This window comes from Shewanella psychropiezotolerans, assembly GCF_007197555.1.
Lineage (GTDB): Bacteria > Pseudomonadota > Gammaproteobacteria > Enterobacterales > Shewanellaceae > Shewanella > Shewanella psychropiezotolerans.
On record NZ_CP041614.1, the window covers coordinates 1,381,986 to 1,404,459 of the forward strand.

Annotated in this window: 14 protein-coding genes, 1 tRNA gene and 2 rRNA genes; 9 read left to right on the plus strand and 8 right to left on the minus strand. The window is 45.4% G+C overall.

Features of this window, described 5'->3' with window-relative positions:
- Positions 1–179: 179 nt before the first annotated feature.
- The gene (locus FM037_RS06090; protein ID WP_144045266.1) at positions 180–2,264 is read right to left on the minus strand and encodes a M13 family metallopeptidase; all 2,085 of its coding nucleotides are present in this window, start codon (positions 2,262–2,264) and stop codon (positions 180–182) included.
- Between the two features lie 405 nt (positions 2,265–2,669).
- Between FM037_RS06090 and rsuA the strand changes: the two genes are divergently transcribed.
- Entirely contained in the window at positions 2,670–3,359 is a 690-nt protein-coding gene (gene rsuA / locus FM037_RS06095) for a 16S rRNA pseudouridine(516) synthase RsuA (protein WP_144045267.1), read from the plus strand.
- 127 nt (positions 3,360–3,486) lie between these two features.
- On the opposite strand, the gene FM037_RS06100 is transcribed toward rsuA, so the two are convergent.
- From FM037_RS06100 to lhpI, 4 genes are all read right to left on the minus strand, one after another.
- Positions 3,487–4,437: a DUF4097 family beta strand repeat-containing protein gene (locus FM037_RS06100; RefSeq protein ID WP_144045268.1), complete on the minus strand. Its 951-nt coding sequence runs from the start codon at positions 4,435–4,437 to the stop codon at positions 3,487–3,489.
- Positions 4,434–4,967 (minus strand): hypothetical protein, encoded by a 534-nt coding sequence (locus FM037_RS06105; RefSeq protein ID WP_144045269.1) that lies wholly within the window; start codon positions 4,965–4,967, stop codon positions 4,434–4,436. The genes FM037_RS06100 and FM037_RS06105 overlap by 4 nt, the downstream gene beginning before the upstream one ends.
- Entirely contained in the window at positions 4,967–5,503 is a 537-nt protein-coding gene (locus FM037_RS06110) for an RNA polymerase sigma factor (protein WP_144045270.1), read from the minus strand. The genes FM037_RS06105 and FM037_RS06110 overlap by 1 nt, the downstream gene beginning before the upstream one ends.
- A 271-nt stretch (positions 5,504–5,774) precedes the next feature.
- The gene (gene lhpI, locus FM037_RS06115; protein WP_144045271.1) at positions 5,775–6,731 is read right to left on the minus strand and encodes a bifunctional Delta(1)-pyrroline-2-carboxylate/Delta(1)-piperideine-2-carboxylate reductase; all 957 of its coding nucleotides are present in this window, start codon (positions 6,729–6,731) and stop codon (positions 5,775–5,777) included.
- A 272-nt stretch (positions 6,732–7,003) separates the two neighbouring features.
- Between lhpI and FM037_RS06120 the strand changes: the two genes are divergently transcribed.
- Positions 7,004–8,866, plus strand: coding sequence for a methyl-accepting chemotaxis protein (locus FM037_RS06120; RefSeq protein ID WP_144045272.1), 1,863 nt, complete (start codon positions 7,004–7,006; stop codon positions 8,864–8,866).
- Positions 8,867–9,033: 167 nt separating this feature from the next.
- On the opposite strand, the gene FM037_RS06125 is transcribed toward FM037_RS06120, so the two are convergent.
- A tRNA-Phe gene (locus tag FM037_RS06125) sits at positions 9,034–9,109 on the minus strand.
- A 263-nt stretch (positions 9,110–9,372) separates the two neighbouring features.
- Positions 9,373–10,137 carry an outer membrane protein assembly factor BamD gene (locus FM037_RS06130; RefSeq protein WP_144045273.1) on the minus strand — a complete coding sequence of 255 codons (765 nt, stop codon included), beginning with the start codon at positions 10,135–10,137 and terminating at the stop codon, positions 9,373–9,375.
- A gap of 122 nt (positions 10,138–10,259) precedes the next feature.
- Between FM037_RS06130 and rluD the strand changes: the two genes are divergently transcribed.
- From rluD to FM037_RS06150, 4 genes are all read left to right on the plus strand, one after another.
- Positions 10,260–11,234, plus strand: coding sequence for a 23S rRNA pseudouridine(1911/1915/1917) synthase RluD (gene rluD / locus FM037_RS06135; protein WP_144045274.1), 975 nt, complete (start codon positions 10,260–10,262; stop codon positions 11,232–11,234).
- A gap of 17 nt (positions 11,235–11,251) precedes the next feature.
- A complete protein-coding gene (gene pgeF, locus FM037_RS06140; protein WP_144045275.1) occupies positions 11,252–11,971 on the plus strand; it encodes a peptidoglycan editing factor PgeF in 720 nt (239 codons plus the stop codon).
- Between the two features lie 121 nt (positions 11,972–12,092).
- On the plus strand, positions 12,093–14,666 hold the full coding sequence (gene clpB, locus FM037_RS06145; protein WP_144045276.1) for an ATP-dependent chaperone ClpB: 2,574 nt from the start codon (positions 12,093–12,095) through the stop codon (positions 14,664–14,666).
- A 218-nt stretch (positions 14,667–14,884) separates the two neighbouring features.
- On the plus strand, positions 14,885–15,205 hold the full coding sequence (locus tag FM037_RS06150) for a hypothetical protein (protein WP_144045277.1): 321 nt from the start codon (positions 14,885–14,887) through the stop codon (positions 15,203–15,205).
- A gap of 128 nt (positions 15,206–15,333) precedes the next feature.
- Here FM037_RS06150 and FM037_RS06155 read toward each other — a convergent pair whose 3' ends face one another.
- A complete protein-coding gene (locus FM037_RS06155; RefSeq protein ID WP_144045278.1) occupies positions 15,334–15,783 on the minus strand; it encodes a DUF4124 domain-containing protein in 450 nt (149 codons plus the stop codon).
- A gap of 135 nt (positions 15,784–15,918) precedes the next feature.
- Here FM037_RS06155 and pssA point away from each other — a divergent pair, with 135 nt between their 5' ends.
- The 3 genes from pssA to FM037_RS06170 all read left to right on the plus strand — a co-directional run bounded on the left by pssA (position 15,919) and on the right by FM037_RS06170 (position 22,404).
- Positions 15,919–16,740 (plus strand): CDP-diacylglycerol--serine O-phosphatidyltransferase, encoded by an 822-nt coding sequence (gene pssA, locus FM037_RS06160; protein ID WP_144045279.1) that lies wholly within the window; start codon positions 15,919–15,921, stop codon positions 16,738–16,740.
- Between the two features lie 754 nt (positions 16,741–17,494).
- A 16S ribosomal RNA gene (locus FM037_RS06165) occupies positions 17,495–19,039 on the plus strand.
- Positions 19,040–19,499: 460 nt separating this feature from the next.
- A 23S ribosomal RNA gene (locus FM037_RS06170) occupies positions 19,500–22,404 on the plus strand.
- Together the 16S and 23S rRNA genes form the textbook arrangement of a ribosomal RNA operon.
- Positions 22,405–22,474: the final 70 nt, after the last annotated feature.

Here is a 22,474-nt window from a genome sequence, read left to right on the forward strand (position 1 = left end):
AGCCTCATTACCTGAAAAAATATGAAGTAAAACTAAACGATGTATCCAATTTATGCCTAGTCAGCTTAATCTAGGCTGAACGGCAAATTAACTTTCATTCATGTTTGGCATACTTTTCAAAAGACATAAAAAAAGAGCGCCTAAGGCACTCTTTTAAAAGGATAAATAATTTCAGGTTATTACCAAATCTTTACACGTTTTTCTGGCGCTATATACATGGCATCGCCTTCTTTCACGTCGAAAGTCGTGTAGAACTGAGGCATGTTAGACAAGGCGCCCAGTGAACGGAACTTAGCCGGTGAATGAGGGTCGGTGGCGACGCGGTTACGCATAGACTCTTCTTTGATCTTAGCACGCCAGATCTGAGTGAAACCGATGAAGAAACGCTCATCGCCAGTTAGGCCATCGATAACAGGTGCTTCTTTACCATTGAGTGATTTCTTGTACGCTTTATAGGCGATAGTCACGCCGGAAAGATCGCCGATGTTTTCACCTAGAGTAAGCTCACCGTTCACATTAAGGTTGTCAAACACTGCATAGCCATTATATTGAGCGACGAGTGCTTTACCGCGAGCGGCGAACTCTGAGAGATCTTGTTCTGTCCACCAGTCACGCATGTTGCCTTCGCCGTCAAATTTGGCACCTTGGTCGTCAAAGCCATGGCCCATTTCGTGGCCGATAACCGCACCTATGCCGCCATAGTTAACCGCATCGTCGGCTTGCATGTTGAAGAAAGGCGGTTGAAGGATGGCTGCAGGGAATACAATCTCGTTCATGGTCGGGTTGTAGTAGGCATTCACCGTCTGTGGCGTCATGTGCCATTCCCACTTACGGATAGGACCGGCAAGTTTCTCAAGCTCTTTCTCGTGACTGAGTTCATTGGCGCGAATGTTGTTACCGATAAGGTCGTCGGCCTTGATAGTCAGCTTAGAATAGTCTTCCCACCTATCTGGGTAACCAATTTTAGGATCGAATTTTGCCAGTTTGTCTTTGGCGGCGACCTTAGTACCGGCACTCATCCATTCTAAGTCGTCGATACTGGTGCCATAGGCACCACGTAGATTCTCAACCAGAACTAGCATGCGCTCTTTCGCTGCTGGAGCAAAGTGACGCTTAACGTAAACTTTACCTACAACTTCACCTAATACATTGTTGACTGTGCTCACACCACGCTTCCAGCGAGGCTGTTGCTCTGCTTGGCCATTCAGTGTCTTAGAGAAGAACTCGAAGTTTTCATGATCCAGTTTACCTGTCATTTCACCAGCGAAATGAGTCAGTAATTGCCACTTCATGTAAGTTTGCCAGGTCGACAGCTCATTGGCTTTAAGGACATCATTGAAGCCTTCGATGAAGCTTGGCTGATTGATGATGATATCTTCTTGATCTTGGACACCTAAAGTTGTGAGGTAAGCAGTCCAATCGATATCAGGTGCTAGTGTAGTTAAGTCTTTAACCTGATAAAGGTTATAGGTCTTAGTGCTGTCACGGGTCTCCACAACGTCCCAATGTCTGTTAGCTATGGCGGTTTCTAAGGCTAACACATGCTCTGCACTGGCTTTAGGATCTTTAAAGCCTGCAATGGTGAACATCTTTTCTATGTGCTCGACGAAGGCTTTACGAATATTGACGAAGCGTTCGCCATCGTTGAAGTAGTAATCTTTCTCTGGCAGGCTGAGGCCATATTGCCAAATGTGTGTGGCGTAGCGGCTCGAGTCTTTGGCATCAACATCGATATAGAAAGCAAGTGGTGTACCGCTACCTATGATCTGACTGTGGGCGAAGTAGCTGACGAGATCGGACTTAGTCTTAAGGGCGTCAATTTTATCCAGCTCGGCTTGAATTGGTGTTGTGCCTAGTTGGTTTATTGTGTCCGTGTCCATAAATGAGCGATATAGGTCGGCAACTTTTTGCTCATCGCTTCCGGCTACAAGATTAGGCGCTGCGGCGACTTCTTCGATGATGGCTTTAACATCGTCACGAGACTTTTCACGAAGATCATAAAAAGCACCTGTGCTGGTTCTATCACTTGGGATTTCGGTAGTTTTAAGCCAAGTACCGTTAACGTAACCGTAGAAGTCATCTTGAGGACGAATAGACTTATCGAAGTTAGCGAAGTCGATTCCTGATGTTAATGCTTTCTCTACGGCCGTTGCCGTTTCTGTCTTACTGGTTTCAGGGGCTTTAACTTCTGCTTCCTTATTATTGCATGCCGCCAGGCCTACAATCAGTGAGGCACATAGGCCCCCAACGAGTACTTTCTTCATGCTGTTTCCTTTATTGCCCATTCTTGGGTCATTTATATTTATGTCACTTATTTTGTGTGTGTCTTTGCTGAGCCACTGTTTGCTTCGATAACCGAGTGAAATGTTACAACTTGACGGCTATACCCAATGCCCAAAAATGTGGGAGTAAACGATATACTGGCACACATGTTAAGTCTAATTGGGGAATGTAAACAAGGTGCAAGGGCTAGAACGCGTGAAAATTAGGGGCAACATGTGTAAGTAAAGGTTTCCTTTCACGTTAACGATAAATTATTCCTGAATTTTCATCCATGCTGAAGCTTAGCCGACTGAGGTGATACCTTGTCTAGTCTGTTAAAGCTTTGCCCTTTAGGCGATAGCCCTTCATAATGGCGCCACTTTTTATTTTAAACTTGAGAAATTTAAGTGCGTTTAGACAAATTTATCTGTGAATCGACTGAGCTCACTCGCTCATTTGCAAAGAAGGCGTTACACCGTGGTGATGTGACTTGTGATGGTGAAGTGGTTAAAAATTCAGGTTTTAAAGTAAAAGTTGGGCAGACTATCTGTTTAGATGGGAAGGTTATCTCTGTTGTTGGTCCAAGGTTTCTGATGCTGAATAAACCCGCGGAGACCATCTGTGCCACATTCGATCAGGTACACCCAACGGTCATTGACCTGCTCGATATCGAAAAAGCAGATACTTTGCATATTGCCGGTAGGTTAGATATCGATACCACTGGGCTAGTGCTTATAACAACCGATGGTCAATGGTCTCATAAGATCACTTCGCCAAAGAAAGATTGCGGCAAGTGTTATCTGGTTACATTAACCGACGAACTCGATGCCTCATTAGTCGAGACGTTCGCTCAAGGTGTTGAGCTGAGAAATGAAGATGGACTGACCAAGCCTGCTGTGCTTGAGATTATTGACTCACATCATGCCCGCTTAACGATTACCGAAGGTAAGTATCATCAGGTGAAGCGTATGTTTGCTGCCGTAGGCAATAAAGTTGTTGGTCTGCATAGAGAAAGCGTCGGTAAGATAGTGTTAGACGATGACTTGGCACCCGGCGAGTGGCGTTATCTGACCGATGAAGAAGTTGCCTCGGTCTAGTCCTTTCTACTGGGATTAATTCAGTCACATTTTTCGGCTGGCACTAGTCTATTGCGATAAGTGTTACTGATAGTAAAAGGCCTTCGATGAAGGCCTTTTACTTAGCTGCTTTAAGGGAATTAATTGACTACATTCTTTTGGTCAGTTCTATGTCTCCGCTTATGGTATTGATCTTGATATCCGATGTTGGATTACCCGTTTGGAATTTGAGATATGAAGTGGGTGAATACTTTTCTTTGGCCGGTTTGTCATCACTATAACGATTATGGATTTTGCCACCGGGACCACCATTGAGGCTAAATCTGGCATTGATGACCTGAGGCAACTCGAGTTTTATGTCTCCGCTGACACTCTCTAAGTTAGCGACAGATTCGAGTGCCGATAAAGACAAGACAATATCACCACTCACACTGCGAACCTGAAGCTTGTCAACTTTCTGTAGCATGATCTTACCGTCACCTGACACTTGCTCGATTGACACTTTAGTTGCCCGAGAGTTGGCGTTAAGTTTTCCACTGACAGATTTATAACTGATCTCACCACCACTATTTTGATCTTTTATGGTGCCAGATACGGTATCTAGTTTGATGTTTCCCTTCAATCCATTGGTGACGATATCGCCAGAAATGGTGTGGATCAGCACCTCATCGGTGAGCTTGATGGCCTTGATATCACCACTGACTGTGTTAATGCTGATGTCGCCCACTAGGTTGGATAAGTAATAGCTAGATGAAATTCCCTCGGCGTATAAGCTTAGGTTTTTTGGCACTGTGATAATTAATGATGAGCCATTGTTATTTTTACCACTAAATTGTCGTGGCATCTTATCTTCCAATGTGACGGAATTACCTTGCTGTTCTAAAATGAATCCTTCGCTGAGCTCATCTAAGGTGCCTTGAACACTGATCTCTTGCTTATCCCAACTTTTGATTTTGACTTTGCCTCGCAACACTTTGACATTGAGCCTGAGGTCATCGGTTACTTTAATCTGCTTGTCGATACTCTGTGCGGCCAGCGCTAAGTTACTTATAAGCAATAAGGGAATGAGTAAGTAGTGAGTGAATCTTGCCTTGGTCATATGCTCTCTCCTGGTGAATTTAGTGAAACAGGGAGCTTTTGCCCCTGCTTTAGTAGTTCAATTTGTCTGTGTTGTGTCCAAAGCCACAGCTGCCAAAGCTGTTTTTCCCTTGGGTTTTGTCTCAGGGTCTGATAAATCTGCTTCGCCGCCTGCCTTAACTGTTCGATCCCGGCTTCTACTGGTGAGCTATATGGGCTGTTTTGCCAGTTGACCAGTCGATTTATTTGCTCGAGCTGAGCGAACTGTTTTTCATGTTCGAGTTGAATCTGGGCTAAGGTGTTTAGCAGAGTGACGTTTGCTTCTGGTGCCGATAGTGTGGGCGTTGAAAGTCGTGTCCCTATTAATACGGCGAGTATCATGACACTTGCGATGGCTAAGCGTGGCCACTGTTTGTGCAGCCGTTTCTGTTCGGTTTCCATCAGGGGGGCATTCAGTCGGCCTTCAATCTTGTCCCAAAGGCCCTCTGGTGGAGAAAGCTCTCGTGGCAGGTTAGAAACCATACTAGCGAGTTTGTTTTTATTGTGCTTCATCACAACATCTCCTGCAGAAGTTTTTTGGCTCGATGAAGCTGGGCCTTACTGGTTCCGGTGGCTATCCCTAATAGGTTTGCAATCTCGTCATGCTTGTAACCTTCGGCTTCGAATAACACAAATACGATTCTGGCTCGTTCAGGCAGCTTGAGCAGTAGTTTATCTAATAATTCATATTCCAGGGCCTCTTGGCCCAGTTCTGTTTCATCCGATAAGGGCAAGAATCTGGCCCAAAAGCTCTTATGCTTCTTGATGCTAGTCAATGCCTGGTTTACAGTCAGCCTATGTAGCCAAGTGCCAAATTGACTGTTTCCCTTGAATTGGGGCAGCTTCTGCCATAGACGCACAAAAGTATCTTGGGTTGCTTCTTCTGCGAGCTCAATTTGACCCGATAGTCTAAAGCAGAGCCCATAGACACGTTTATGATGTAATAGATAAATTTGTTTGAATGCCGACTTATCACCTTGCTTGGCTCTTTCGATCAGCTCAACCTCTGAGGGCTCTCTCTCTTCGATTAATTGTATCTGTACACTCACTGAATATTCCCTGTGCTATACAATGATGAAAGTTTATTGATACCTAGTTAGACATAGGCAAGTCAGAAAAAGGTTTGAATTGGCATTAAAAATTATACAAAGGTATAACACTTAGCGGTCTTAGTGAAGACGGACGCACTTGGTTCAACTTGAGATAAATCGTAATTGAGCAAGATGAATATAAGCCCAATGAGACTTGAGAAAGATAAAAAATAAGTGAAAAGGGAAGAGAGCCTTCCCTCCATTAATGACATGATACTTGCTGTATAAGCTAGTTATTCGACTGTAACTGGGAATAGACCAGTTGAGCACCGACGAGATCGGCCAGTGCTGTGCCAACGGTTTTAAATAATGTAATTTCTTGCTCGTTTTTTCTACCTGACACCTGATTATTACAGAGTTGTGCGAGCTCTCCCACGACAGAATCCATACTATAAACACCTTCTGTGACAGGGATAATCAGTTCACCGGCTTCCGCAAAAACATTAATTTTTGAATCTACATATACCGATGACTTTAAGATGAGCCCTGTGTCGCACTCGCGCTTATTATGATTATGATTACCCACGAAATCGGTATGAGTGCCAGCTTGCACCCAGTCACCGTGAAATAGTGGCGTGGGTGAGCCTGTTGCACAGCTGATGATATCGGCCGCTTTTACAGACTTTTCGACATTATCACTGACGGTTACCTTAATATCGGGTCTGGCCAAACTGACCGCTTCGACTATGCTTTGTGCCTTGTTTGGATCTCTGCCCCAGATAGATATTTCACTGATAGGGCGGACACTGGCATGGGCGAGGGCCATAAATGAGGCGAGACGTCCAGTCCCAAAAACCAGCAGTTTACTGGCATCTTTTCTTGCTAAGAAGTCCGTGCCTAAAGCCGAAATGGCAGCTGTGCGCCAGTAGGTAACACTGGTTCCGTCAACTAGAGCTTGGGGAACCCCGGTCTTACGATCGAATATCATGATCTTGGAATACAGGCTTTCTAGTTCACTACTCTTAGCTGGGTTATCAGGAAAGTAGGTGAAAGCCTTAACTGCTATGGTCTTCTCGTTCCATGAGGGGAGCACTGCGAATGCATCGCTGTGGGATGAGCCCTCATCCAGGTTAAATACCTGCCGTTGTGGCATACCAGCAGGTTTGGAGAAGGTCTCTCTAAGCTCTGAAATAAGTGTTGGAAAGTTTAATGTTTGATTAACAGTGTCAGCGTCGATTACCTGCATACTAGCTCCTTTTTATTTTGGGATATTGTATATCTGGTTTGAGCCAAGATAAAGAGTCTGTTTTAATTTTTACTTATTTTTTCCTATTGTCGAGTGTTCCATGTCAATGGTTTGTTTAGACTTTATCCATAAAAATTAGTTGATATATCTTTAAATGTGAATGATAGTAGTGAAATCTATTGTGACGGTTTTGTTACAGACTGATTTTTATTTACCTTTTATATAAATTTGCGACTATTTTTAAAAGAGTGCTTGTTTTAGGGGACCCCAATATGCTCATTCGTCATAAATTGTTACTAAGTGCTGCCGTTTCAATCCTTTCATTGGTGGCTATGTTTGGTTTACAGCGTTATTCCAGTTCAGTTCAGGCCGATCTCTCTGTTGCTGCTCAAAGTGTCATCGAGTTAGAAAATGAGGTACTCAGCTTGAGGAAGGATGAAAAGGATTTTTTTGCTCGCTTAGATATCGGGTATTTAGAGAAGCATAGGGCGAGCTCGAGTGATATGAACGCTGTGATGAATACTCTTAGGCAGCAATTCGTCATGTATGATATTCCTACCAATGCCTTGGATAGTTTCGATAAAAGTATTCAGCACTATAAGCAATCTTTCGAAACTGTAGTACAGCTGCAGCAGGAGATTGGTCTAACACCTAAAACTGGCTTATATGGCGCTTTACGCCAGGCAGTCCGGGATGTCGAAACCTTAGTAAAAAGATATGATCAACCTAACTTGATGGTGGTGATGTTACAGCTTAGACGTAATGAGAAAGATTTTATGCTACGTCGTAAAATGAGTTATATCGAAAAATTTGACGGTAATATTAATAAGTTTCAACAGATTTTATCATCCTCTGTATTAGATGCGAGTGCTAAAAATCAGATCTCCTCTCTCATGTCCAGTTATCAAAAAGACTTCGCGACCTTAGTCGGTAAAGAGCAATCTCTGGGCTTAACCGAGGATGATGGACAAATGGCAGTGCTGCGTGATGCTATAGAAACTGCCGAGGCTGATTCTAATACCCTAGAAGAGCAGGCACTAGCGGCTATTCGTGATGCCGAAGAGTCTGCATTCACTCTGGGCATCACAATATTTATCCTGATTGCCATCATCTTATGTGGTTTTACCTTCTTTATCATTCGCAGCATCATGGATCCGGTAGATAGGATCACCAAGGCTATTTCGAGCATAGAGAAGAATAAGGATTTGACGATACGCTGTGATGCTACGGCGGAAGATGAGTTAGGTCAGATTGCTAAACACTTCAATAGTATGGTTGAGAGCTTCCAGCGCTTGATTGAAGAAGTGAATGAGTCTGTGCAGATCATGAATCATTCATGTGGCGAGCTGTCTATGAATGCGGCTAAGGCGTCTGAAGGAGTCAGTCAGCAACTCAATGAGACAGATATGGTGGCGACTGCTATCACAGAGATGGGGGCGACTATCGATGAGATAGCTAAAAATACCGAACTTGCCGCCGATAGAGCCAGTAACACCCACGACAATGCTCAGAAGGGACAATTGGGCGTTGAGCAAACCATCGAGAAGATTCAATCTTTAGCCGAGCAGTTAAACGGTTCGGCTCAGGTGGTCTCAGATCTGGAGAAAGACAGTGAGACCATAGGCACAGTGCTCGATGTCATCAGAGGTATTGCCGAGCAGACTAACTTGTTGGCACTTAATGCCGCCATTGAGGCTGCCAGAGCAGGGGAACAAGGACGTGGTTTTGCCGTGGTGGCCGATGAGGTGAGAAGCCTGGCGATGAGGACTCAGGAGTCTACAGAGGAGATTGCCAGTATCATTCAGACACTGCAGGCCAGAACCCGTTCAATCGTGCAGTTGATGGAAGCGACTCAGAAGCAAGGCGGAGAGAGTGCCGAACAGGCAGCCTCTGCTGGAACGCTATTGCAACAGATAAACTTAGATGTCACTAATATCATGGATATGAGCACTCAGATTGCAGCCGCAATTGAGGAGCAGAGTATGGTTGCTTCTGAAGTGAATAAAAATGTGGTGATCATCAGAGATATTGCCCAAGATTCGGCGACGGCAGCCGATGATAATGCCCGTGCTTCAGATGAAGTTAAGTCGCGGGCCGAATCATTGCAACAAGCGGTGAGCCTGTTTAAGATTTAGAGCTAGGAGCGATAGCCTAAGGTTATCGCTGGCCCCGAGTGGTTTGGTGGGACATTGAAAGCTTTTGCTCCTGAAACCTAAGTTTAGAAACAGTAAGTTATAGATACAAAAAAACCTCGCTAAGCGAGGTTTTTTGTTTTAGTCACCATAAGCGCCTAAATGAAATATGGTGCCCGAACCCGGAATCGAACCAGGGACACGAGGATTTTCAATCCTCTGCTCTACCGACTGAGCTATTCGGGCAACGGGCGTCATTAGAATGCTTTTGAGGATTTGAGTCAACTACTTTCGATGTTTTCTTGGTTTTAACTGATCGTTTGGATATCTTTTGCGCTATATTATGGCCATGACAGCTTTTTTGCTAGAGTTAGACTACGGGGGATTTATTTTTTCCTTGAAGTTCCTTTGTGCTAGATACAAGGTGGCAGACACAAAAAACTCCCGACTTACATTGTAAGTGGGAGCCTTAATACTTAGGTATCTGAATCTTACTGAAGTCTTTGAAGTTATTTTCCGGTCAATTTTTTATTGTCCGGGTAATTTGCTTTCATCACTATCAGTACATTTTCTTTCAGCTTTTCTTGCCCTAGCTCACCGTAAGCATCGGCCATGATCTCTAAGGCGTGTTCTGTAGATGGGGTGCCAGGATAGGTTTCCATCACAGATTGGGCTCTGATAGCCGCAGCACTCCAGGCGTTCATTTTCATGTAATACTCGGCAACATTTATTGAGTATTTAGCCAGTCTGTTTTTAAGAAATTGCATGCGTTGTGTTGCATCGTAAGCATATTTACTGTTCGGGTAAGATTTGATCAGGCGATCGAAATCTTTAAATGCATCTTGAGCAACTTTTGGATCTCGATCGGTTCTGTCTATATTGAGCATATCGTGGAACATGTAGCTATCTGACTGCATATTCACCAGTCCACGCATATAATAGACATAATCTATATCTTTATGGGTAGGGTTGAGCCTAATAAAACGATCTATATTTGCGATTCCCGAAGCAGGGTCATCTAGTTTATAATAGGCATAAATGAGATCTAACTGCACTTGGGTTTTGTGTGGTCCAAATGGATAGCGCGAGTCTAATGCTTCAAGAGAACGAACCGCTTTACTGTAATTACCAAGCTCCATAGAGGTTCTCGCTTGGGAATACAGTACATCTGGTGATGTTTTACTGGCCTTAAGTTCTTCATCCGGGCTACTACTACAAGCCGTAATGGCTATTGAAAATAGGGCTAATACAGCACCTTTAGCAAATTTATGCATACTTAATTTCGATTCTTTTAAAGTTGTAGTTAAGATTTTTTCCATTTCGATATAAAATAGAAACAATTCGATTGTAACAGATCGCTCACATTTTTGGACCCCGAAAAGCGGGTACGGTTCCTATGACACAAGATATTAATCTAAAAAGCGAGATAACAGCAATACAAACTGGACAAAGATTAGATCAAACTTTGGCTGAGTTGTTCCCTGATTACTCACGTACACGCATCAAAGAATGGATCTTAGATGGTTCAGTAACTATTGATGGCAATGTTTCAAATAAGCCGAGAGAGAAGGTGCTCGAAGGCCAGGAAATAGAAGTCGGCGCGACCTTAGTTGAAGAAACAAAGGCTAAAGCCCAAGCAATCGATTTAGATATTGTTTATGAAGATGATCATATCTTAGTCATTAACAAGCAGGCTGGTCTCGTGGTTCACCCTGGTGCGGGCAACAGTGATGGCACGCTTCTGAATGCGCTACTTCACCATTGCCCGGGTATCGAGCTAGTCCCTCGTGCCGGCATTGTGCATCGTCTGGATAAAGATACCACTGGGCTTATGGTTGTAGCTAAGACGGTCGAGGCACAAACACACCTTGTCTCGGCGTTGCAGGCCCGCGAGATCACTCGGGAATATGAAGCCATAGTTATGGGATCACTTATTTCGGGTGGCACAGTCGATGAACCTATCGATCGTCATCCGACTAAACGTACCCATATGGCTGTGGTGTATTCGGGTAAGCCTGCGATGACTCACTTTCGTGTCGCCGAGAAGTTTAGAGCCCATACGCGTTTAAGATTGCGTCTGGAATCTGGAAGGACTCACCAGATCCGTGTGCATATGGCTCATCTTGGCCATACCTTAGTGGGTGACCCTGTTTACGGTGGACGTCCAAGGCCACCTAAAGCTGTGACCCCTGAGTTTTTCGACGTTTATATGGGCTTTAAGCGTCAGGCGTTACATGCGATCAGGCTTGAACTTGCTCATCCATATACCTGTGAAATCATGAGCTGGCAGGCACCGGTTCCTGAGGATATGGTAATCTTAACCAAAGCGTTAAGAAAAGATACGGAAGACAACCCGTCTTCAATCTTGTAAATAGACGGGCTCTGTAGATGACCACAAGTTGGCATATTCCCGAAGGCGTCAATATTGCTTTCTCAACCCGTCATGCGGGTTTGAGTAAAGCTCCCTATGAGAGTCTGAATGTAGGACTACACGTGGGTGACGCACTGGAAGATGTGCTGGCAAATCGAGCGCTCATTAGTGAGCGCTTGTTATTACCTTCCCGCCCAGCTTGGCTGGATCAAGCCCATAGCACTAAAGTTGTCGAAGCCGATAACCAGAGGCTTGTCTGCGCCGATGCCAGTTACACCAGGCAAAGGCAACAAGTCTGTGTCGTTATGACTGCTGACTGCTTGCCTGTGCTTATTTGTGATAGACAAGGCAAGCAAGTTGCTGCTATTCACGCTGGTTGGCGTGGGCTGTGTGATGGGATCATAGAGACCACGTTGGAGACGTTTGCCTCACAGCATGCAGATCTTATTGCTTATTTGGGGCCTGCCATTGGCCCGGAGGCATTTGAGGTTGGAGAGGAAGTGAGGGAGATGTTTATGTTATTACACCCTGAAACTTCTACCTTCTTCAATTCCACTGAGTCTGACAGCAAGTTTTTAGCCGATCTTCAGGGACTGGCAAAATATCGACTCCAGTTGGCAGGTGTGAGTGAGGTATACCTGAGTCATGCTTGTACTTATAAAAATGAAGCCGATTACTTCTCCTATCGCCGAGATGGTATCACAGGGCGCATGGCGTCATTCATCTGGCTAACTTAAGCTAGTTAATTAACGATAGAGTGCCCAGTCTCACAGTTTAAAGCTTGAAAAAACTAAAAAAAACCCCATCTTTTAACTATATCAAGTAAATTTTAGTACTAGTAATTATTTTGGAGGCTGTATGCGACTCGATCGTATGACCAATAAATTCCAAACAGCTATTTCCGATGCTCAATCATTGGCATTGGGGCGCGATCACCAGTTTATTGAACCTATTCATCTGATGATGGCCCTTCTTAATCAAGATAATGGTTCAATTCATCCCTTGCTTACTCAGGCCGGTATTCAGGTTAGTTCACTGCGTTCTATGATAAGCCAAGAGTTAGATCGCTTGCCTCGGGTTGAGGGAACAGGTGGTGATATTCAGCTATCACAGGCACTAATACGTCTGCTCAATTTCTGCGACAAGCTTTCTCAGAAGCGTAAAGATAAGTTTATCTCCAGTGAGCTATTCATTCTGGCGGCATTAGAAGGTAATGACCCGCTTGCCCAGAGCCTGAAGAAGGCTGGTGCGACCAAAGATTTGATGGAGCAGACCATCAAACAGATCAGAGCAGGGAAAACTGTCGACGATCCGAATGCCGAAGATCAACGTCAAGCGCTTAAGAAGTTTACCGTCGATCTGACAGAGCGTGCCGAGCAAGGAAAGCTCGACCCTGTGATTGGTCGAGATGATGAGATCCGTCGTACGATTCAGGTATTGCAGCGCCGTAGTAAAAATAACCCAGTCTTGATAGGTGAACCTGGCGTGGGGAAAACCGCGATTGTCGAGGGGCTGGCTCAAAGAATCGTTAACGGCGAAGTGCCTGAAGGCATCAAGAATAAGCGCGTGCTCTCATTGGATATGGGGTCATTAGTGGCTGGGGCTAAGTATCGTGGTGAATTCGAAGAACGTTTAAAAGCCGTACTTAATGAACTCTATCAAGAAGAGGGCCAAGTCATCCTCTTTATCGATGAATTACATACTATGGTCGGTGCTGGTAAAGGTGATGGCGCCATGGATGCGGGCAATATGCTCAAACCTGCCTTAGCAAGGGGAGATCTTCATTGTGTCGGGGCAACGACTCTAGATGAGTACCGCAAATATATAGAGAAAGATGCCGCTTTAGAGCGACGTTTTCAGAAGGTGTTGGTGGAAGAGCCCAACGTAGAAGACACGATAGCCATCTTACGTGGGCTCAAGGAACGCTACGAGTTACATCACCATGTTGAGATCACCGACCCTGCAATTGTCGCCGCGGCAAGCATGTCCAATCGATATGTCTCAGATCGTAAGTTACCCGATAAAGCCATCGATCTTATCGATGAAGCGGCATCGAGCATCAGGATTCAGATCGACTCTAAACCAGAAGTACTAGACAGGTTAGAGCGCAGAAGCATCCAACTTAAGATAGAGGAGCAAGCACTCGCGAAAGAAACTGATGAGGCTAGTATTCGCCGTTTATATTCCCTGCGAAAAGAGTTGAAAGATGTCGATGCTAAAGCGGCAGAACTTAACGAAATATGGCATACAGAAAAAGCAGCACTGGCAGGTACTCAACATATAAAGGCGGATTTAGAGCAGGCGAGGCTGAATCTCGATGTAGCAAGACGTGCTAGTGATTTGACCCGTATGTCTGAGTTGCAATATGGTCGTATTCCGGCGCTAGAAAAGCAACTGGATCTAGCGGCGCAAGCTGAGATGCAAGACATGACCTTATTGAGGCACAAGGTGACCGATGTTGAGATTGCAGAGGTGCTATCGAGGGCAACGGGGATCCCAGTTGCTAAGATGTTGGAAGGGGAGAAAGAAAAACTGCTGCAAATGGAAAAGGCGTTACACGAAAGGGTTATTGGCCAGAATGAAGCGGTAGATGCGGTGTCAAACGCGATACGACGTAGTAGAGCCGGACTTGCCGATCCTGAGCGTCCTATCGGATCATTTCTGTTTTTGGGACCAACGGGCGTAGGTAAGACCGAGCTGTGTAAGTCACTGGCTAAGTTTTTATTCGATACTGAAGCGGCCATGGTGCGTATCGATATGTCGGAGTTTATGGAGAAACACTCGGTTGCACGTTTACTCGGTGCACCTCCTGGTTATGTGGGTTATGAAGAGGGCGGTTACCTCACGGAAGCGATAAGAAGAAAGCCATATTCAGTAATCCTCCTAGACGAAGTTGAAAAAGCCCATCCAGATGTGTTTAACATTCTGTTGCAGGTACTAGACGATGGCAGGTTGACCGATGGTCAAGGCCGTACTGTCGACTTTAGAAATACAGTTATTATCATGACGTCAAACCTAGGCTCTGACATCATTCAAGACAGATGTGGCTCCCTGTCATATAGTGAGATGAAGGCTGAGGTCATGAATGTTGTGGTTCATAGTTTTAGACCCGAATTTTTAAATAGAATCGATGAAACTGTGGTCTTTCATCCTTTGGATGAGAAGCACATTGAATATATAGCCCATATTCAAATTAAATCTTTACAGCAGAGGCTTGCCGAAAAAGATTATGAGCTCATAATTAGTAAAGATGCGCTAGCCTTGATTGCTAAGGCTGGGTTCGATCCTGCCTATGGAGCAAGGCCTTTGAAAAGGGCATTGCAGCAGGAAGTAGAGAATCCACTGGCCCAACGTATCTTAAGCGGTAGCTTAGTGCCGGGTAAACCCATTAAACTTGAGTGTTCGGGAGGTGAGTTGATCTTCCTGCAATAATGGATCATATGAGAACTTTGGCTGGTTTGTATACTTGTCAGCCTGGTTCTCTAGTGCTTTTGTTTTTGGCTCAACTAGTATAGATTAACTTTTATCCAATATAGTCAGTTGTTTAGATATAACAATATGGAATTGACTTAGATATAGAGCTGCAAAACTGACCTGGAATGATGTTTTCCATATGTTTGCCGCTTCTAGCCTAACAAGGAGTATGAATCATGAAATCAAAATTAGCACTTATCGGATTGGTGTCGTTATCGGTCTTAGGTTGTAGTTCGACGACTCCAGAGCCTAAACCAACCCAAGGCATAGAAGCATATATTGGTGTAGGCAATGTTGATTATGATAGCCAATATCATTTTGGTTATGATCAAGGCTGTAAGAGTGCAATAACAGTTAAAGCCGATGGTGGGTCACTAACCGCATTTAAAGATACGACATTAGATGGTTTAGATTCATTTGATGAAGGTTGGAATGCAGGTACTCAGGCCTGTCAAGATGGGATGAGCCGTTCCATGTATACGGTCACAAAACCTTAAGGCATCAATCTTACGACCCTTGCATAAAATAGACTCGATTGAGACTATTTTATGGGGGAACTTAAGTTAGTTTTAGCTAAGAACTAACTTAAGGGTTTATCTATTTAGTGATGATTCCCATACACTAGCTATTTACAGAATAGCTTGATTCTCTGTTTCTGCACCTTGATCTTTTCCTGACGCTGCTCCTCTGTTACAGCTACAACTTCACCTGTTTGTTGATCTTTACTGTTTAGCTTGGTGTGGGTCATCAAAATATCAAGATTGTATTTCGCGTTCTTACAGATTTCTTTAGCTTGTTCTTTATCGTTTTCATTGATAGCTGCTGCATCTTGTTGAGCTTGGCTTAACTCATTTTCTTCTTCCTTACGAGCCGTTGGAGCAACAGTCCCTATGGCTTTTGGCTCAATATCTTCACTGTATAGCTTTGTGGATTTTGACTGATCGTTGGCATTCTCTGGGATCTGCTGGCTATAGTGAGTCACTCCATTTTTATCTACCCACTTATATATGACGGTGGCCGAAACTGATGCCATAAATAGTAAAGGTAGCACGAGAGCTAAAAATCTTGGGTACATAATGGCTTCCAATCAAAACTGAGATGAACTTGCTTAAATAATATCATGAACTTAAGTAAGTAACTGATAAAGGGAAAGTGTAGAACAGTTAAAGTATGGTATATTTTTCATACAAGATACTCATCTTTGAATGATATGCAAAACTTTGATAAAGATTCGGTAAAGCGTAAAGGTATCTATCTGTTACCAAACTTGTTTACGACGGCAGGGCTATTCTCTGGTTTCTATGCGGTTATCGCTTCTATGAATGGCTTGTATGAGTCTGCTGCAATAGCTGTGTTTGTCGCCATGTTATTTGATGGGCTCGATGGTCGCGTAGCAAGAATGACCAATACCCAGAGTCAATTCGGAGCCGAATACGACAGTATGGCTGATATGGTTTCATTCGGCGTTGCTCCTGCTTTGATCGCCTATAATTGGGGGTTGGCTGAACTTGGAAAGTTAGGCTGGCTCGCGGCCTTTATCTATTGTGCCGGTGCAGCACTGCGTCTCGCTCGTTTTAACACACAAGTTGGGGTTGCCGATAAACGTTATTTTCAAGGGTTGGCTAGCCCAGCAGCGGCTGCTGTGATAGCTGCTAGCATTTGGCTGGGAAGCCAAAATGCACTCGATGGTCATAATGTTAGTTGGGTTGTGGCTATTATTACCATCATGTTGGGGCTACTCATGGTGAGTAATTTTCGATATCTATCGTTTAAAGATATCGACTGGCGCAGTCGAGTTAACTTCCTTGTCATCTTATCCCTCGTAGGTATATTTGTTTTTGTGTCTTTAGAGCCCGCACTAATACTCTGTTTCATTTTTTACCTCTATGCGCTATCGGGCCCTGTGATGACTATCTATGGCATACGAAAACTGAAAGTATCGCCCAATGCCGGTATACAAAAAGAAGACACTCAAGGTGGAAGGGACAGCCAAAACATCAAGCAGGTTAATGAAGATAAAACAAAGGACTAAAATCTGATGTTTTAATAAAATTGAAATCAGCATGTATAGAGTCTGACTCATTTAAAGAATCCAATATCACTACTGAGGGATATTGGACAGTATCGGTAAAAGGTATTTATAGAAATATGTCATGAAAGCTAAAAGTTTCATGCAGACTCTTAAAAGTGTGCCAGACTTAATCTCCCTGTTAGAAGGTTTAGAGTAAAAAGTCCCTTCGGATAGGTGTTATGTGTGTTTTCTGGACTCTTTGATTGATAAGTGCTCGCTTGTTTGTTTTTTTGAAATAAGCCCTTGTGCTCATATCGAAACCCCCTATAATGCGCATCCACTGACACGGCAAACCAGTTTTCTTAAACGAAGCTGAAACCCAGTCAGGGCAATAAGTAAGCTTGTTTTTTTCTTCGTTTTAAACGATAGAAATTAAATTTTTAAAAGCCCTTGACGCCAACAACGGGAAGTGTAGAATACGCATCCCTAGCCAAGGCGGAACGCCTTGGGAAGTAAGTAAAAGCCAGCGACCTAGCGTCTAACGGCGGTGCTACCAAGCACCAGCTCTTTAACAATTCAAAACAAGAAATCTGTGTGGACACTCACAGGTATTGAGTTATTCGAAATTGCCTTCTGTTCTTCGGAATGTCGGCAATCAAAATATTACTCAATGAATGAGTGTTCATAGATTCGAACCTAGTTCGGATCACTTATATAAACAGTATAATTCATTGAGCCGATGTCATCTTCGAAAGAGGATGCATCAAAAGAACTTTAATTGAAGAGTTTGATCATGGCTCAGATTGAACGCTGGCGGCAGGCCTAACACATGCAAGTCGAGCGGAAACAGGAAGGTGCTTGCACCTTTGCTGTCGAGCGGCGGACGGGTGAGTAATGCCTAGGGAACTGCCCAGTCGAGGGGGATAACAGTTGGAAACGACTGCTAATACCGCATACGCCCTACGGGGGAAAGGAGGGGACCTTCGGGCCTTTCGCGATTGGATGTACCTAGGTGGGATTAGCTAGTTGGTAAGGTAATGGCTTACCAAGGCGACGATCCCTAGCTGGTCTGAGAGGATGATCAGCCACACTGGAACTGAGACACGGTCCAGACTCCTACGGGAGGCAGCAGTGGGGAATATTGCACAATGGGCGAAAGCCTGATGCAGCCATGCCGCGTGTGTGAAGAAGGCCTTCGGGTTGTAAAGCACTTTCAGCGAGGAGGAAAGGTTGTAGTTTAATAAACTATAGCTGTGACGTTACTCGCAGAAGAAGCACCGGCTAACTTCGTGCCAGCAGCCGCGGTAATACGAGGGGTGCAAGCGTTAATCGGAATTACTGGGCGTAAAGCGTACGCAGGCGGTTTGTTAAGCAAGATGTGAAAGCCCCGGGCTCAACCTGGGAATTGCATTTTGAACTGGCAAACTAGAGTCTTGTAGAGGGGGGTAGAATTTCAGGTGTAGCGGTGAAATGCGTAGAGATCTGAAGGAATACCGGTGGCGAAGGCGGCCCCCTGGACAAAGACTGACGCTCAGGTACGAAAGCGTGGGGAGCAAACAGGATTAGATACCCTGGTAGTCCACGCCGTAAACGATGTCTACTCGGAATTTGGTGTCTTGAACACTGGGTTCCCAAGCTAACGCATTAAGTAGACCGCCTGGGGAGTACGGCCGCAAGGTTAAAACTCAAATGAATTGACGGGGGCCCGCACAAGCGGTGGAGCATGTGGTTTAATTCGATGCAACGCGAAGAACCTTACCTACTCTTGACATCCACGGAATTTTTCAGAGATGAATTAGTGCCTTCGGGAACCGTGAGACAGGTGCTGCATGGCTGTCGTCAGCTCGTGTTGTGAAATGTTGGGTTAAGTCCCGCAACGAGCGCAACCCTTATCCTTATTTGCCAGCACGTAATGGTGGGAACTTTAGGGAGACTGCCGGTGATAAACCGGAGGAAGGTGGGGACGACGTCAAGTCATCATGGCCCTTACGAGTAGGGCTACACACGTGCTACAATGGTCGGTACAGAGGGTCGCAAAGCCGCGAGGTCAAGCTAATCCCACAAAGCCGGTCGTAGTCCGGATCGGAGTCTGCAACTCGACTCCGTGAAGTCGGAATCGCTAGTAATCGTGAATCAGAATGTCACGGTGAATACGTTCCCGGGCCTTGTACACACCGCCCGTCACACCATGGGAGTGGGCTGCACCAGAAGTAGATAGCTTAACCCTTCGGGGAGGGCGTTTACCACGGTGTGGTTCATGACTGGGGTGAAGTCGTAACAAGGTAGCCCTAGGGGAACCTGGGGCTGGATCACCTCCTTACCTATACGACTAACTCAATATTTGCTGAGTGTTCACACAGATAACTTGTTCTTGTTAGAGCAAACTAATTCTCCAAGCGAGAGTTAGCGTTCTTTAAAAATTTGGAAAGCTGATAGTGTTAATGTGAAAGGGATAGCGACTTACTTGTAAGTTGTTATTAATAGCATTAGCGCGAAAAATAAATAATTGAGTTCTCAAACACTTAAATCAAGTGCCGAATTGCAGCGATGCAATTCAAGAGTATTCTTTTGGCGAAAGTAAACACCATTAGTTGCGATACAATTTGTTTTCTACTATCCGTAGAGAATATTGAGTCTGTTAGCGCAGTCAATGTGTTGTTAGGCAAGACGCGAAAGCGAACGAGGAGGGCGTGTAGTTCACTACATAACCGACAAGTGAGTTTGAGTAACGCTGCATAACAGTACAGTGGCAAGCGGATAAAGACCCATGTGGGTTGTATGGTTAAGTGACTAAGCGTATACGGTGGATGCCTTGGCAGTCAGAGGCGATGAAGGACGTAGTAACTTGCGAAAAGCGTTGGCGAGCTAGTAACAAGCATTTGAGCTAACGATGTCCGAATGGGGAAACCCACTCACATAAGTGAGTATCACTACATGAATACATAGTGTAGTGAGGCAAACCCGGGGAACTGAAACATCTAAGTACCCGGAGGAACAGAAATCAACCGAGATTCCCCTAGTAGCGGCGAGCGAACGGGGATTAGCCCTTAAGTCTATGGGGTGTTAGTGGAATGAGTTGGAAAGCTCAGCGGCACAGGGTGATAGCCCCGTACATGAAAACTAACCATAGATGAAAACGAGTAGGACGGGACACGTGACATCTTGTCTGAACATGGGGGGACCATCCTCCAAGGCTAAATACTCCTGACTGACCGATAGTGAACCAGTACCGTGAGGGAAAGGCGAAAAGAACCCCTGTGAGGGGAGTGAAATAGAACCTGAAACCGTATACGTACAAGCAGTGGGAGCGGTTCTTGAGACCGTGACTGCGTACCTTTTGTATAATGGGTCAGCGACTTACATTTTGTAGCGAGGTTAAGCGAATAGCGGAGCCGTAGGGAAACCGAGTGTTAACTGCGCGTTTAGTTGCAAGGTGTAGACCCGAAACCCGGTGATCTATCCATGGGCAGGTTGAAGGTTGAGTAACATCAACTGGAGGACCGAACCGACTTATGTTGAAAAATGAGCGGATGACTTGTGGATGGGGGTGAAAGGCCAATCAAACCGGGAGATATCTGGTTCTCCTCGAAAGCTATTTAGGTAGCGCCTCGAGCGAATACCATTGGGGGTAGAGCACTGTTAAGGCTAGGGGGTCATCCCGACTTACCAACCCTTTGCAAACTCCGAATACCAATGAGTACTACTCGGGAGACACACGGCGGGTGCTAACGTCCGTCGTGGAAAGGGAAACAACCCAGACCATCAGCTAAGGTCCCAAAGTTATTGCTAAGTGGGAAACGATGTGGGAAGGCTTAGACAGCTAGGAAGTTGGCTTAGAAGCAGCCATCTTTTAAAGAAAGCGTAATAGCTCACTAGTCGAGTCGGCCTGCGCGGAAGATTTAACGGGGCTAAGCAATACACCGAAGCTATGGGTACTAGTGCTTGCACTGGTGCGGTAGAGGAGCGTTCTGTAAGCCGTTGAAGGGAAAGGGGTAACCCATCCTGGAGGTATCAGAAGTGCGAATGCTGACATGAGTAACGATAAAGGGAGTGAAAAACTCCCTCGCCGAAAGACCAAGGTTTCCTGTCCAATGTTAATCAGGGCAGGGTAAGTCGACCCCTAAGGTGAGGCCGAAAGGCGTAATCGATGGGAAACAGGTTAATATTCCTGTACTTCTGCTAACTGCGATGGAGAGACGGAGAAGGCTAGACTAGCGCGGCGTTGGTTGTCCGCGTTTAAGGTTGTAGGTTGTATTCTTAGGCAAATCCGGGAATACGCATTAAATTGCAAGACTGAGGACTGATGACGAGACCCTAAGGGGTTGAAGTAGTTGATGCCATGCTTCCAGGAAAATCTTCTAAGCTTCAGGTTAGTAGGAATCGTACCCCAAACCGACACAGGTGGTTGGGTAGAGAATACCAAGGCGCTTGAGAGAACTCGGCTGAAGGAACTAGGCAAAATGGTACCGTAACTTCGGGAGAAGGTACGCTCCCGACGGTGATGAGACTTGCTCTCTAAGCTGTTGGGAGTCGCAGATACCAGGTGGCTGCAACTGTTTATCAAAAACACAGTACTGTGCAAACTCGCAAGAGGAAGTATACGGTATGACGCCTGCCCGGTGCCGGAAGGTTAATTGATTGGGTTATCTTCGGAGAAGCTCATGATCGAAGCCCCGGTAAACGGCGGCCGTAACTATAACGGTCCTAAGGTAGCGAAATTCCTTGTCGGGTAAGTTCCGACCTGCACGAATGGCGTAATGATGGCCACGCTGTCTCCAGCCGAGACTCAGTGAAGTTGAAATTGCGGTGAAGATGCCGTATACCCGCGGCTAGACGGAAAGACCCCGTGCACCTTTACTATAGCTTGGCACTGAACATTGAACCTACATGTGTAGGATAGGTGGGAGACTTTGAAGTTGGGACGCTAGTTCTGATGGAGTCAACCTTGAAATACCACCCTTGTAGTTTTGATGTTCTAACTCAGGCCCCTGAATCGGGGTTGAGGACAGTGCCTGGTGGGTAGTTTGACTGGGGCGGTCTCCTCCCAAAGAGTAACGGAGGAGCACGAAGGTTGGCTAAGTACGGTCGGACATCGTACGGTTAGTGCAATGGCATAAGCCAGCTTAACTGCGAGACATACACGTCGAGCAGGTACGAAAGTAGGTCATAGTGATCCGGTGGTTCTGTATGGAAGGGCCATCGCTCAACGGATAAAAGGTACGCCGGGGATAACAGGCTGATACCGCCCAAGAGTTCATATCGACGGCGGTGTTTGGCACCTCGATGTCGGCTCATCACATCCTGGGGCTGAAGTCGGTCCCAAGGGTATGGCTGTTCGCCATTTAAAGTGGTACGCGAGCTGGGTTCAGAACGTCGTGAGACAGTTCGGTCCCTATCTGCCGTGGGCGTTGGATGATTGAAGGAAGCTGCTCCTAGTACGAGAGGACCGGAGTGGACGAACCGCTGGTGTTCGGGTTGTTATGCCAATAGCATTGCCCGGTAGCTACGTTCGGAATCGATAACCGCTGAAAGCATCTAAGCGGGAAGCGAGTCCTAAGATGAGTCATCCCTAGGAATTTAATTCCTCTAAAGAGCCGTTCGAGACTAGGACGTTGATAGGCAGGGTGTGTAAGCGTTGTGAGGCGTTGAGCTAACCTGTACTAATGACTCGTGAGGCTTAACCATACAACCCAGATGGGTTTGTGTAGTTAATGTGTGTGTTACTTCATAAGCACAAAAGAATACGAACTTGATT